The 13,650-nt window shown below is 37.1% G+C and carries 13 protein-coding genes; 5 read left to right on the top strand and 8 right to left on the bottom strand.

Annotated elements, in window-relative coordinates; all coding sequences use genetic code 11:
* The first annotated feature begins 193 nt into the window (after window positions 1–193).
* Together HCUR_RS08790 and HCUR_RS10315 are read left to right on the top strand one after the other, a co-directional pair.
* Entirely contained in the window at window positions 194–343 is a 150-nt protein-coding gene (locus HCUR_RS08790; RefSeq protein WP_165780828.1) for a hypothetical protein, read from the top strand.
* A gap of 7 nt (window positions 344–350) precedes the next feature.
* Window positions 351–482 (top strand): transposase, encoded by a 132-nt coding sequence (locus tag HCUR_RS10315; RefSeq protein ID WP_129591952.1) that lies wholly within the window; start codon window positions 351–353, stop codon window positions 480–482.
* A gap of 138 nt (window positions 483–620) precedes the next feature.
* Here HCUR_RS10315 and hemW read toward each other — a convergent pair whose 3' ends face one another.
* The 3 genes from hemW to metG are packed head-to-tail and all read right to left on the bottom strand — an operon-like array spanning window position 621 to window position 3,558.
* Window positions 621–1,763 carry a radical SAM family heme chaperone HemW gene (hemW, locus tag HCUR_RS06230; protein ID WP_104207232.1) on the bottom strand — a complete coding sequence of 381 codons (1,143 nt, stop codon included), beginning with the start codon at window positions 1,761–1,763 and terminating at the stop codon, window positions 621–623.
* Complete coding sequence (locus tag HCUR_RS08785) at window positions 1,751–1,954, bottom strand: hypothetical protein (protein ID WP_207760962.1); 204 nt, start codon at window positions 1,952–1,954, stop codon at window positions 1,751–1,753. Before HCUR_RS08785 ends, hemW begins: the two co-directional genes overlap by 13 nt.
* On the bottom strand, window positions 1,936–3,558 hold the full coding sequence (metG, locus tag HCUR_RS06225; RefSeq protein ID WP_104207231.1) for a methionine--tRNA ligase: 1,623 nt from the start codon (window positions 3,556–3,558) through the stop codon (window positions 1,936–1,938). Before metG ends, HCUR_RS08785 begins: the two co-directional genes overlap by 19 nt.
* 237 nt (window positions 3,559–3,795) lie before the next feature.
* On the opposite strand from metG, the gene HCUR_RS06220 reads away from it, so the two are divergent.
* The gene (locus tag HCUR_RS06220) at window positions 3,796–5,064 is read left to right on the top strand and encodes a hypothetical protein (RefSeq protein ID WP_104207230.1); all 1,269 of its coding nucleotides are present in this window, start codon (window positions 3,796–3,798) and stop codon (window positions 5,062–5,064) included.
* 1,558 nt (window positions 5,065–6,622) lie between these two features.
* On the opposite strand, the gene HCUR_RS06215 is transcribed toward HCUR_RS06220, so the two are convergent.
* The 5 genes from HCUR_RS06215 to HCUR_RS06195 are packed head-to-tail and all read right to left on the bottom strand — an operon-like array spanning window position 6,623 to window position 11,659.
* A complete protein-coding gene (locus HCUR_RS06215; RefSeq protein ID WP_129591951.1) occupies window positions 6,623–6,925 on the bottom strand; it encodes a hypothetical protein in 303 nt (100 codons plus the stop codon).
* A gap of 5 nt (window positions 6,926–6,930) precedes the next feature.
* Window positions 6,931–7,467: a hypothetical protein gene (locus HCUR_RS06210; protein ID WP_207760961.1), complete on the bottom strand. Its 537-nt coding sequence runs from the start codon at window positions 7,465–7,467 to the stop codon at window positions 6,931–6,933.
* Between the two features lie 5 nt (window positions 7,468–7,472).
* A complete protein-coding gene (locus tag HCUR_RS06205; protein WP_104207227.1) occupies window positions 7,473–8,798 on the bottom strand; it encodes a hypothetical protein in 1,326 nt (441 codons plus the stop codon).
* Complete coding sequence (locus HCUR_RS06200) at window positions 8,791–9,981, bottom strand: type II secretion system F family protein (RefSeq protein WP_104207226.1); 1,191 nt, start codon at window positions 9,979–9,981, stop codon at window positions 8,791–8,793. The genes HCUR_RS06205 and HCUR_RS06200 overlap by 8 nt, the downstream gene beginning before the upstream one ends.
* A gap of 7 nt (window positions 9,982–9,988) precedes the next feature.
* Window positions 9,989–11,659: a GspE/PulE family protein gene (locus HCUR_RS06195; RefSeq protein ID WP_104207225.1), complete on the bottom strand. Its 1,671-nt coding sequence runs from the start codon at window positions 11,657–11,659 to the stop codon at window positions 9,989–9,991.
* A 252-nt stretch (window positions 11,660–11,911) separates the two neighbouring features.
* Between HCUR_RS06195 and HCUR_RS06190 the strand changes: the two genes are divergently transcribed.
* Both HCUR_RS06190 and HCUR_RS06185 read left to right on the top strand, forming a co-directional pair.
* Window positions 11,912–12,553, top strand: coding sequence for an ABC transporter substrate-binding protein (locus HCUR_RS06190; protein ID WP_104207224.1), 642 nt, complete (start codon window positions 11,912–11,914; stop codon window positions 12,551–12,553).
* Window positions 12,553–13,260, top strand: coding sequence for a gamma-glutamyl-gamma-aminobutyrate hydrolase family protein (locus HCUR_RS06185; protein WP_104207223.1), 708 nt, complete (start codon window positions 12,553–12,555; stop codon window positions 13,258–13,260). The genes HCUR_RS06190 and HCUR_RS06185 overlap by 1 nt, the downstream gene beginning before the upstream one ends.
* Window positions 13,261–13,650: the final 390 nt, after the last annotated feature.

Genomic DNA, 13,650 nt, shown 5'->3' with positions numbered 1-13,650 from the left:
GGCGGATCCAGAAAAAAGATCTGTATTGTACCAAAAGTGTGATGAATTAACCAGAAAAGTTGATGAATGTGGATTGTCTCATGATATGCCAAGAACTCACGGGTATTCTATAAAAGGGAAACGTTGTTACAAAAAATAGGATTAGAGTGAGAACGGAGAATCAATATGTAAAACAAATGCTACAAGCACTTTAATGGGCTCTACTTTAGAGCTCATTGAATTATTTACGGGTTCTGTAGAAGTATTGACTTGTTGGGTAGAGGAAATGTTCCTAACCAATATCCCAGAAAACCGTGGTATTGCCAGGGATAATGCTGCGTTCCATCAAGGTAAAGCTATGTAGAAAATGAATTAAGGATACTGGTCATACTTTACTTTACCTCCCTGCGTATCCTCCTGACCTTAATCCCATTGAGACACAATGGTCTCACGCTACACATTGTTCAATTGACGCGCTATTTTTTATAACCGTTTATAGTTAATGTTCTATATGATCCTATTATAGATTATTTAAGTAGAAAGGATTCTCAAAATTTATTTCCTTGCTAGAGAAAGACTACACAAGGCATAGGTAAGACTACTAGCTCTAGCACTGTAAAAACTTTTGAGCATTGTTGAGCTTATTTCCATAAAAACGCCAGTATTCCGTCTAGGCGCAGTCTACCTTCTCTTGTTAATTGAATAGATGCTTTATCTTCCACTACATACCCTGCGTCTTTTAAGTCTTGAATTTTTAGCCTAAAAGATGGCGAAAGGGGGGATGTTAATGACATTCCTTCTTTTAAGCGCAATCCCATTAGCATGCGTTCTTTAAACTGGGCTTCTTCCTTTAAGGGATACTCGCGTCTTATGCCGTTACCCGAGGTAGTACACCGATTCAGCCAGCACTCAGGTCGAGGGTCGTTGACAATAGCATATTTCGTAGCACAGGGAAGGGTCACCCTACCGTGGGCGCCCGTTCCGATGCCTAAGTAATCTTCATAGCGCCAATAGCTTAAATTGTGAGAACAATATTCTTCTTTAAGAGCGTAATTAGAAATTTCATATCCTTGCCACCCCAAAAATTCTAAATAACTGTCAGTCCAGACATAAAGATCTGCCGCAGCCGCCGAATCCAGCGTAAGCCTATTTCCCTGCTTTTTATAACGATGAAAGGGGGTACCTGCCTCCACTGTCAATTGATACAGAGAAATGTGATTTCCGGCAAGATGTACCGCTTCTTTCAGCTCTTCTTGCCAAACTTCTTCATTCTGATGATAAGCATGTGCATACATGAGATCTAAAGAAAAGCGCACTCCTCGTTCCTTGAGCCAATACAGTACAGTCCTTGCTTCCTGTGCACTATGCTTTCGCCCCAAAAAAGTTAAGATTTTGTCTTGGAGTGATTGTACTCCCACCGAAATTCGATTCACGCCCAAGGAAATAATATCTTGTAGCTTTTTTAACTCAACTCCTGTAGGGTTCATCTCCAACGTTACTTCAATGAAAGAGTGAGATTGTTTAAATATCTTATCGATATGAATTAATATTCCTTCTAATAATGGTAGGGGCATAAGAGACGGCGTGCCTCCCCCAAAAAAAATACTAGTGATTTTACGAGGTCCAAGACGATGGCACCAATAAGAAAGTTCTTGTTTATAGGCTTTTAGCCAAACCGTCACGTCTTGAGTAGGAGCTTGAGACCATAGCCCTCGAGTAAAATCGCAATAGGGACATAAAGAAGCACAAAAAGGCCAATGAATATATAACGCTAAGGTCTGCATTGTATACTAAACCATGCCTTAGACGGCGTTTCCCACATTACCCCTTTAAGACGATTCCCAAGTGCATAAAATATACTGAAGGCTAGGGTAAGATATAAGTTTTCTCTAAGGCGCAGAAGGTTTTTTTCTCCGTACCAAAGCGTCACAGAAAATAAAAGAACCAAAAGTTGCACTAAACTAAAGGCTCCCATCGTGTAAACAGTGGTTCAGGTTTTGGCCAAGGTCCAGGTAATAACTGAGCTCCAAGCCGGTGCACACTGCCTTGAGCTCCCTCTATTTCTTCCCCCATTTGCTTTAACAATTTTCCCATAGCTTGGGGGAGTACTATAGAAAATAAAAGGGCTGTATCTCTCAAAAACATACACAAGCTATACAATCCCTGCGATAAATACGATGTTTTTTCGGGAAGACTACGAAGCTTCCATGGCTCAAACTCTGTGACGTAACCGTTAACCTGCTGAACAGCAGTTTGCAGTAAATCAATGTACCCGTAAAGATCTTCCTGTTCAATACAAGTTTTTAAGTATACTACCGTACGGCGCCCCCAGGTTTGCAATGCTTCGTGCTGAGGATCTAAAGGGGTGTGTGCTGTACCCTGTACACCTTCTGGATGGTACTGATGAATAAAAGCTAAAATACGTTGTGCTAAGTTGCCTAGTGTATTTCCCAATTCTTGATTGCAACGCTTTACCAGAGCTTGCTCAGAAATATCTCCATCTTGACCAAATCGTATCTCCCTTAATAAGAAGTATCTCAATGCATCTGATCCGTAATGTTGAATAAGCGCAAAGGGATCCAGAACGTTTCCTAAAGATTTTGACATTTTTTGACCTTCTTTGGTCCACCATCCATGGGCAAACACGCGAGCCGGAGGTTCAAGTCCTGCAGCCATCAAAAAAGCTGGCCAATACACCGTATGAAACCGAAGAATGTCTTTCCCTACCAAGTGAACGCTATTGGGCCAAAATTTTTTGTAATACTCCTGCTCCGTATCCGGATATCCCAGAGCAGTGATATAATTTGTCAACGCATCCATCCATACGTACATAACATGACCAACATGAGTGGGTACACTAATTCCCCAAGACAATTTTGTTCTTGAAATGGCTAAATCTTTTAACCCGGATTCAATAAATCGAAGCGTTTCGTTGTAGCGCTCTTTAGGTCCAATAGCCTCTGGATTGTTTTTATAATGGGTTAATAGCGCATCTTGCCATGCGGATAATTTAAAGAAATAGCAAGGTTCTTCTACCCATTCTACAGGAGCTCCTGTAGGCGCTTTTCCCTCTTGGATTTCTGCATCCGTATAAAACGCTTCATCTCTCACGGCATACCAACCCGCATAAGTCCCCAAGTAGACCTGTCCTTTAACCTCTAACGCCTTCCATAGCGCTTGAGCCGCTTGGTGATGGCGGTGATCTGTAGTACGAATAAAGTCGTCTGGAGTAGCATCCAGGGCTTGCACCAGTGCTTTAAAAACTTTTGCCATTTCGTCCACATAGGATTGAGGGGGAATATTTTTAGCTTTTGCGGAGTGTGCCACCTTTGCCCCATGCTCATCAACCCCGGTAAGAAATCGTGTAGGCCAGCCTAAAAACCTCCAAAATCGTGCAATAACGTCTGCAGCAATAGTGGTGTACGCATGGCCAATATGAGGAACATCATTGACGTAATAAATAGGAGTTGTCACATATAAAGGCGCTCCGTGACGGGGTAACTGACTATTTCTTAAAGACACAAAAGACGTGGGGAGAGCAAATAACGTCGGCTTTTGAACAGGCAAAGTTTCAGTCATAATAAGAGTTTTTGAATAAAAGACATTCTTATTGTATCCATAACCACCCCCAAAAAAAAGTCTTTTTATTTTTTAGACATATGTCATATGCTTTTATAATCATTTCCGGATAGTAAAAAGATGGATTGTGGTAAAAAGTCTGCGCTTCTTGAACACCCTTTGAGCTTTGTTTTTTAACGCTTGACAAATGTTTTTTTTCTTCCACAATTTGATTGTGTAAACAGTATTGGAAAATTTATGCACATATTAAAACTATTTTTGTTAATTTCATTAACTTCTGTAAACATATCGTCTTCTGTATTTGCTCTTACAGAAGAAGAACAGATGATAGAACATATAAAGAGGGAAATATCCTCTACTAACGACCGTTTAGAGTGTTTAAAAGAGCTTTTGGAATCAAACTTTTATCTCACACAATGTTTTCTTTTGTGCCCAGAAGAACCAAGACAAACGCAAACGTTGCAAACGTTTGATCTGACGGAGGCACCTTATGCGGTGAAGCACAACCATTTTAAAGAAATAGACTCGCTTACAAAATCTGCGATTCTTTCTGTTCAAAATAGGAGTAAAAGTCTTAACAAATTTTTAGTAGAGAAAGATACTGCTTCTGCAACCTTATATTTTAAAAATGAAAAAAACACCTTGGAAGAAAAGAAAGTTGATGAAAAAATCCAGAAAATTGTTGATTTTGTATCAACATCTGGGTTTGTTAGAAATTTACTTAGCTCTACATTACAAGTGCAGATAGATCAAAAAGTTAACGAACTTAATGGAGTTCAAGAGGAGAGAGATGATCTAGAAGAAAAGAAAATAAAGCAGGTTAAAATCCATAAGTCAGAAGATCTTGAAAAAGGTAATGAAGGTCAAAAACCGCCTCCACCTTTCAACTCAATATTAGTGCAACAGATAAAAATCGGTGTTCCCACTGAAGAACAGTATCAAAATAAAAAAGTTGATGTTTCTGATGAGTATTATTCCAGTGTACTTTCAATGATTGAAGCTTATATAAAGCAAGCATTTGAACTTGAGGTAGTGGCTAAATTTCGAAAAGTAGAGGCGATATGTAAGTATAGTAACGCCTGTCAAGCTCTTAAATACGCTTTTGGTAATGAGGAAGTAAAAAAAGCCGAGGCAGAGTATCGTTTTAGAAAAAGTGTGATGGATTCCATTGGTCAACAAGACAAGGAACGGTTTAAGTTTATAGATAATCTTAAAAAAATAAAAAGTGATATTTTGAAAAAGAAAAATCCTTCTAAAAACTATTTTCATGAAGTAGAGAGCCAAAAAAATGCGTTGATAAACTATATGGTACAGTCAAAACTAAAAATGTTTGAGGGTCAAAGGAACTATTGCTCATCAAAGAAAGAGCTTAAACAGCTCAAAGAAAAGCAAAAATTAGAACAACTTGAACACACTGCACAATTTGAAGACCAGTCTTACTCGAGACAAAGTAATGAATATCAGGAATACAAGACCTCTTCGAGACAAAACAATAATTATCGATAGTTGACTGAGTATTTATACAGCACAAAAAAACCATAGGAATTCTTCCTGTGGTTTTTTTATATTTCTAATTAATGAAGAAAAGACCTGCCTTTTCGGATTTTGTATAGTAATTTTTATTAAGTATTGGCTCAAATTTCTCTAAAGATAGAACTATTTCCTACTGTTTAGAACGCATGATGCAAGTGTGTGAAAAAACGTTTATCGAATCTTAAAAAGCTTACTGTAAACTGAAGCGCGAATTATGCACATTACATAAAATATTAGATAGTTTAGTTACGAGATAGTTTCCCAAAATAGTTCGGTCGCTAATAAAGATTTTCACTAGGTAAATATTTAGCCATCCCGCTCGTATTGTTAAATGTGAGAACCTGTCTTCACAACGTGAGATAAATGGATTAAAAGATATGGATAGAAAGAGAAAAAATGACCTATGCAATATGATTTAATAGATAAACGATGGGGGCCTTAAGTGAAAGTCATTTTAGAACGAACAATGATAGAAAAAGCTGCAAGCATAGCCCAAGACCGTTGATGAATTCTTTATTTTTTTCATGAAATCGGGATACCGATGGCGTTTTTTTCCAAAATAATACCCGCTCTGGAAAACAGTCTATAGTTTTTTAAAGAGCTAAAAATACAGAAATCCGGGGAAAAAGGATGAGATATCTTGTAAATTTTAGTTCCATAAAATAAAACGCCATGCTAATCCCAGTTACAGTATACTCGATTCAAACAATGTAACAACAACGAACTACGCTGAAAACCGGGTCATTGATGGGGAAAAAAGTCGTAACCGTCATAGTATAACAGACCCACAAGATTATCCTGTATATGCTAAAGTCTAGGAATCTCATATTCATAATATGGCTGGACGCTGTGCTATATTTCAAATCCAAAACTTAAGAGTATTTGCGCGGATGCCGGTTATCGGAAAATAATGGCATCATCCGTGAAAACGTCCTGAAGAACACAAGCAGATTTTCAGCTCGCCTGACTTAAGGGGGGTATTTTGGAAAAAAGATGATCTGTGGAGCCCACATTTTCTTGGCTTAATGACTTTCTAAGATGCTTCCAAGAGTATGAAAGTTTTGTCTTGACGGAGGAGAATAATATTATTGTGACTACACACTCTATGCTATTGATTAGAAGACTTGCATCATTGTGAAGGCAGGTTCTTACTTTTTTTTAATATCTTTGCTATGAAATCCAGGCATTCTTCTTTGAAAATACCATACTATATATAAATTTTAACTTAATATTATACAAAATAAATAAATATAATAAGGTTTAGTGCCCCCCCCTTAACATAGACTTTTGCTCCTCATGACGCTTTGAACGAGATGGCTTCTTGTTCTTCATAAGTTCTTATATACCGTGATTTTTATAACTTTTTTATCATCTTTTGAGTGCATTTCTATGTGAATCTAATACCTTAGGTTCTTTTTTTACACCATTTATTCTAGCATGAAATAATCGCTTAGGTTTTTTCTAAGTTACATTACGCCGTAAATCCTCAACATAAAGAAATACGTACTGAAACAAGTTAAAAAAATTCCCTTTAAGGAACCGAAACAGATTCTTTGAGCTGTAATGTTAAACGCTGCTTTTTGTAGTTTTCCAATACAACATAATGTTCCCCCACTTTAACTACATACCATCCATGTAAAGATCGCTGATGAAGATGATCTAAACGATGATCATTAATCCAAACGATCCATTCTTGAGTATCTGGACGTAAAAAAATTCCCTGTAATACAAAAATTATCGGAGCACGCTTTACCTCCTCTGAAGACACTTTTTGTTTTTGCTCAAAATTGTAGGGGTGAGTAAAAAATAATGATAATCCAAACATCCACATCACCCATATTACCTTTCTGCATTAAAAAAATAATACCGTGCCTTATACACCCCGTTTATCCAATTTTTTAATGCTTCGTCTTCAGAAAAATGAGGAGAAGACGCATCATAGTCTGATGCCTCTGCTTCTCCTCTAGACAGTGTTAGAGTTACCGATTCAATCCTACCTTTGTAGCGCGTGTATAACGCTTTAAAAAAATTCCAAAATATATCATCATGCTGTATTTTAAATGTTATGGTCATTTCAATCCAAGCCTCCCCTACAAAAGGTTTTTTATAGGTCACTTGGAGTGTATCAAAATGCATAGCATACTTTTTCAATTCTTGAGAAAATTCTGGCAATTTATCCGGTAGAAAAAAATCCTCAACTTTCCAAGTTAATGCACGTTTGAGTACATCCGTAGTACGAGTCAAATACAGTTCTAAATCTTTTATTCGTGAAAAGTTCTTATATCCCCAATAGAAAAAACTCCCGTTTAATACTGTGCCTATACTCCATAAAAGCACTCCAAAGCGTAGCTTTACATAGCGTATCATCCACCGCACCATCCTCAAGGACCTACGGAAAAAGGCGATCCACCTTCACCACACTCTAACTCTTCTACTTCGCCTATTAAGGGAGATGGAGCGTATTCTTTCCACTCTATAGAACTTTTAGAAGACATATATTGTCTCCAAGCCGCTGTTAATAAATTTTTTTGCAATACCTTATCGGTATTTTCAAAATTAAACCAATATCGCCCTTTATTCTGAGTAAATTCAACTTTTTTAAGCAAAGATTTGTCCGCTAAAATCTGTTCAAATTGCTGTATGTATGCTGTAGTTTTCGAAAGTTGTCCGTGGTTTCGGTGCAGCTGCGCTTCAACATTTAAAAATTCTTGTTCTTTCCAAGGCAATTCTTTCCACTGACGATGAACATTTTCACAAAGATTCCTTAGCTTGGTTTCCCGTCGCCATTGATAACTATGAATCCATATTCCGCCCATCAAAGGAAGTATGTGGATCCAAGCAAATCGACGAAGTTTAGGCTCTAATGTATTGAGAAAAAATCGTTTGCCCTGTACCCGTAACAACTGATATGGGTGGGCTTGGGCCAAAACAAACCGATCTAAAAAACTTTCACAGCGTGTTGATGAAAAGATAGAACGCTGTTCCATCCACCGTTCTAAACGGGGTCCATAATAAAATTGTCCGTCTAAAATAATACTGTTAATTTCCGAAAAAGATTGTTCATGATCTCCTAGACATACAAACTCTAGGGTATGAATATGAAACGTTTCTTCTACATGACGTATAGTTTCTTGAACAAGTTGAGCCAGAGATTCTTGAGGCATAGGAATTAAAAGACGTAAAAAGATAAGAACATCCCCATAATATACTGAAAATATACTGGGGCTATCTAATCTTTGCAAAATAAAGCATTTAAATTTTTCATGCACTGTTTCAAAGTGAACTTTTATATTTCGTACTAACTCTAAAGGATAACTATGATAAAAGAGTGGGATAGATTGAGCCTGTAATTTTTCTTCTATCCACTGAGGTAATACCGGCTTTGTGACTTTTAAAGCGCATAGCCACTGTTGACGACGATTAGCGTACCACAGGCTATAGGGACTATCTTGTGCAAATTGTTTCATTTTTTCTCGAAACCATTGTATACGCTCCCACCACGTTAATCCTCCCGGTGCACGCTCCCACTTAAAATAAGTAGTAGAACTTAAGTCCAAAATATGAAGTGTACAATTCCAAGCTTGGAGGGTGTGTAAAAATACGGGAAGCTCCTCCAAAGAATGTTCGTATTGAAATGTGCTTTTTCCTAGCCGTACATCGTAAGCCAGTGCACGATGCGGTTCTACTACACAAATAATTCTATCCATGAGAGACCTCTCCTAACGCATCGTATAAAGGAAGAAAAATGCTTTGTATCAAAAATAACAATACGCACGCTACAATTCCAAGACAGAACAGAGGCAATCGACGCATCCATTTTTGAATTCCAAATTCTAATCGTAACGCTAATAAACCGCTAATATGCTGCACAGCGTCTTGAAGATGTCCATGATCTTGGCCATATCGCAAGAGATAAACATAATGTTGAGGGAAACAAAGCCAGTGTTTGGAGGCATCAGAAAAATTCCCTCCTTCCTGAATGAAGGTTCTCAGGTAAAGAAAGGTTTTTTTTAAATACCCCGATGTAACTGCCTCTTGTGTGATACTTAGTCCAGAAAGCAAGGGAACTTTTGCATTAAGAAGGCTAGATAAAATTTCAAAACCATGGGTATACTGAGCATCTGAATACAGAGGAAGAAAACGAAATAAAAAAATCTCCAGATTCTGTTTAGAACGCGGTAAATAGAAAATGTAGACCAGACTCAAAGCGATAGCGCTTGCTAATACACTAGAAAAAATCATTCCCCAGGAAATATTCGCTAAAAGAATTAGTGTTCTTGTCCAGAAAGAAAGTACCGCATGTTTTTCTAGCAATATAGGAATTAAGGATTGAGCCACCTCGGAATACAAGAGATAGCCTGTAAAAAGACAGGCACCCAAGTTTAAAAGAGGAAGTCGTAATACGCTCATAAGCTGTTGATGTAAAAATCGGCGTTTTTCTAAATACAAACGCCCCTGTTTAATTCCATGAGATAAATTTCCTGACACTTCCCCTTGCCGAAAAAAAGCAAGCACCACCGGAGAAATAAGCCCTGTATAAGAACTCCAAGCTTCAGAAAAAAGTTTACCTTGTGCAATGTGTACCCCAACATCTTGCATAATCATACCAAAAAAACCCTTAATCTCCAAACTTTTTAGCGCCATAGAGAGAGGCTGTCCTGTACTTAAAGACCATTCTAAACCTATTAACATGTGAATAATGAAATTGTGATTCAATCGTAAACGATCCAGCCAAAAAAACCTTCGATAAGCACGTAAAATAGTCAAATTTTGTCCATTAAGTGCGCTACATAAAGCATGATAAGAACAATATACGCCGCAACCTTTATAGCGTGTTCCGGTTTTACTCACAGCTTTATAAGAATACATTTTTTTATGTTTATTCTGCATACTGTAATTAAATTCCTATGACGCGTTTAAGTTCAACCCAACTTGTGATTCCCTGCTCTACCAATTTTTTTCCTTGCATAGCCAAATCTTCAAATCCACTAGCGTACAAAGCGCGTTTAATTTCCCAATAAGGACGTTGTTCTAGAATCATAGACTCTATCACACCATTCATCACCAAAATTTCTGCCAAAGCTTTACGTCCCTTGTATCCCGTACCTTTACAAAATTCGCATCCCACAGCTTGGTATAGCAGGCCTTGTATCCCATGAAATTGCGGTTCTTCTAGTGCTTCTTTCTGAACAATACAACAGTAACGACACAGTATACGGACCAAACGTTGAGAGATCACACCATGAATAAGGCCTGCTGTCATCGTCAAGGAAATGTTAAACTCCAACATACGGTAAAAAACTCCTAGCACATGGGTGGCATGAAGCGTAGTTAAAACGTGATGGCCTGTCATGGCAGCCCGTACCGCCATAGCAGCGGTTTCTTCATTTCTAATTTCTCCAATTAAGATTACATCGGGATCTTGACGCAAAATAGAGCGAACTCCTTTGGCAAAAGTCATAGGACTTTCTTCTCGTACTTCCGTTTGTCGAATCCCAGAAATTTTATACTCGATAGGCTCCTCCAGTGTCATAATATTCAAAGCTTCCGAATCCATTTCATGAACCATAGCATAGAGCGTACTGGTTTTTCCGCACCCTGTAGGGCCAGTGATTACCAATAATCCTTCTGGCTTAGAAAGAAACTGAGTCATTGTACTTAAAGTAAGCGCATCATAGCCTAATTCTTTTAAAGAACGCAGTTCTTGATTGCGGTTTAAAATACGTAATACCACGTTTTCCCCATAATAGGTGGGATGCGTTGCGCTTCGTACATCGATTAAACCATTGCTTAAAGCAAAAGAAAATCGCCCATCTTGAGGATTGCGAGATTCTGCAATATCCATACCGGACAATACTTTAATCTGTATACAGGTTGCACTCCAAAAGCTTAAATGAAAACAACAGATCGTACGTAATAGTCCGTCATAGCGATAACGCACACGAACAGAAAATTTTTCTGGCTCAAAATGAATATCCGACACCCCTTCGTTGACTGCGTTAGACAGTGTATGATACAAAAATTGACTAATCACTTGATCATCAAAATGATGCTGATCTGAAAAAAGTGCATGTAGATCAACCTTTTTTTGAACCTGCTTTAAAGCGTTTTGAATTTCAGAGGTAGTTCCTAAAGCCCATTGAAAAGGGACTTTTACGCAACATCGTACTAAATCTTGCACAGGTAAATCTTGAGCTTTTGGCATTAAGATATATAATACATCTCCCTTACGAATAGGAACGATGAATACTTGATGGAGTAGCTCTACGGAGACAACATCCCAGGCAAGTTGGATGTTGGGATCCTTAAGACTAAAATAAGGCAAATTATGGATAGAAGCAATAAATTCCAACAGTTTTGCTTCACTTAAAATTCCCCAGTCTAGAATTAATTTTTTAATATCTATACCGGAATGCTGGTGCTCTAATAAAACAATTTTTTCCTGATCTAAACTCAGAATGTTATCCTGTCGCAATTTACTTAGCAACATAGTCTCTTCTCGGGACAGCTCTCTAAAAGATAAAAATCGCATTTTTACATTGACGGATAAAATCAACAGTAAGAACATAACGTTTTATTCACTATTTTGTCAATATGAAGAGAAAATAAAAAAAGTTAAAATTTTATCTTTTATTTTAATAAAAGAAATATAAACAATAAAAATATTTTTTAATTTTTGTATTTACATTTTGATTAATAAGTAATTTTTAAAAGTTTTTTACTCATAATTTAGGAAGCGCTAGAAAAAAATATTTTTTTTAATATTGTATTCAAGGTCTATTCAATATAGAATAAAATCTAGTTCTTAACATTTTGAGCTATGTTTTCATTTAAGACTTTAGTTGTTTTGTGTACCTGTTTTGCTTTATCATCACCGGTAAGTAGTACCAATATAGAAAAAAATAATTCTTTAGATACAACAAAAGCCCGGGAAGAAGCCATAAATTGCGTACAGCGTTTTGGAACCGAATTGGTAGAATTACTTTCTAAACAAGCGCCGTTTTCGGACGTTCAACAGTTAGTTCAAAAAAATTTTGACATGAATAAAATGGCCCAGCATTGCTGTCCTTTAAAATATAAACTTATTTCTCCAGAACAACGCGATCTTTATGAAGAAAGATTTAGTACATCCGTGTGTAAGGCGTATCATAATATTCTTAAAAAATATTATACTCCCAAAGGGAATACGGAAGAACATTTTAAGATAGATGCCAGTAAAAGCAAATGTTATCCAGGAAGAGGCGGCATAAGTTGTACGGTAGTGACCGATGTTTTTGCTTCAAATGGTGCTCGTATTTCTGTAAAATGGTTGTCTCGTGGAGGAAAAATTGAAAATTTTGTAGTGGAAGGAACGGATATGCGCGCTGCCAAAAAACGAGATATGAAAACGCGATATAAGCAATCTGGTAGTGATTTTACAAAGTTTTTAGAAAATATACTTGAATCTAGCGAAACTGCTTAATGATTTGTGTTCCTTTGATTATTGTTATTCCTGATTTTGAAGAAGAGGCAGAGAATACAAAACTTTTTTTAAGAAAAAACTACCTCACTTCCCTTATAGAACAAGGAGGTGCTCCAATTGTAGTGCCTTACAGTTTTGAAAATATTGGATTTTATATGCAATATGCCCATGGGTTAATGATTATTGGAGGAAGATTTACGATTGATCCTGAATTATTTAATCAGTCTTTGCAGTGTAATCTTCCTATAAAATCAGAGCGTACTCAGCTTGAATGGGCTTATTGTCAAGAAGCATTACAACGAAATATGCCTATTTTAGGTATTTGCGGGGGTATGCAACTAATTAACGTGGTATTAGGGGGATCATTACTACAAAATCTATCTCAAATACCAGACGTAATATCCCACAACGTTTCAGAAAGTAATGCACATTCTATAAAAATATTTCCCGATACGCATTTGTCCCAGTGTTTTCAATGTGCTACACTAGACGTAAATTCTTCTCATCAACAAGGTGTAGATCGTTTAGGACATGAGATACGTATTAGTGCCCTTGCCCCGGATGGTGTAGTGGAAGGAATCGAACATATTTATCATCCGTTCTGTGTAGGAGTTCAGTGGCATCCGGAATACTTTGACCAGAATAAGAGTTTATTTTCTGGATTTATTCAGGCATGTAAAATATTTCAGAAGAAAATAGAAAAATAAAAAATAGAATAAAAAATAGAATAAAAAATTTACTTAAGGCATGTCGACATTTAAGTTTATTTTGTAATTATGAGTGACTCAGAAAAATGAAGGAAAGAAAAGCGTGTGCAAGTATAGCACATCTGGGTGTAACAGGCCTAAAATAGTTTAACTTGTTGAACATTCGCTCGACTAAAGTCTTTTCTTTATAAAGATCTGGGTCAAATTCTGTGGTTTTTTTTTTGCATGTACCGTCGGGATAACGGCTTTTTTGCCGCCAGCATAATGGACAATGTTATCAGAATCCTAGCTATTGCTAAAAGAATCACTGTGAGCCAAATGTACCCGAATTATATGGCGGCAGAAGCGCTAAAACAAAGAATGATGATGACAGCAAAACAAGATCCAAAA

Source organism: Holospora curviuscula, assembly GCF_002930195.1.
Classification (GTDB): Bacteria; Pseudomonadota; Alphaproteobacteria; order Holosporales; family Holosporaceae; genus Holospora; species Holospora curviuscula.
This window is presented reverse-complemented; position numbering and strand designations above follow the sequence as displayed.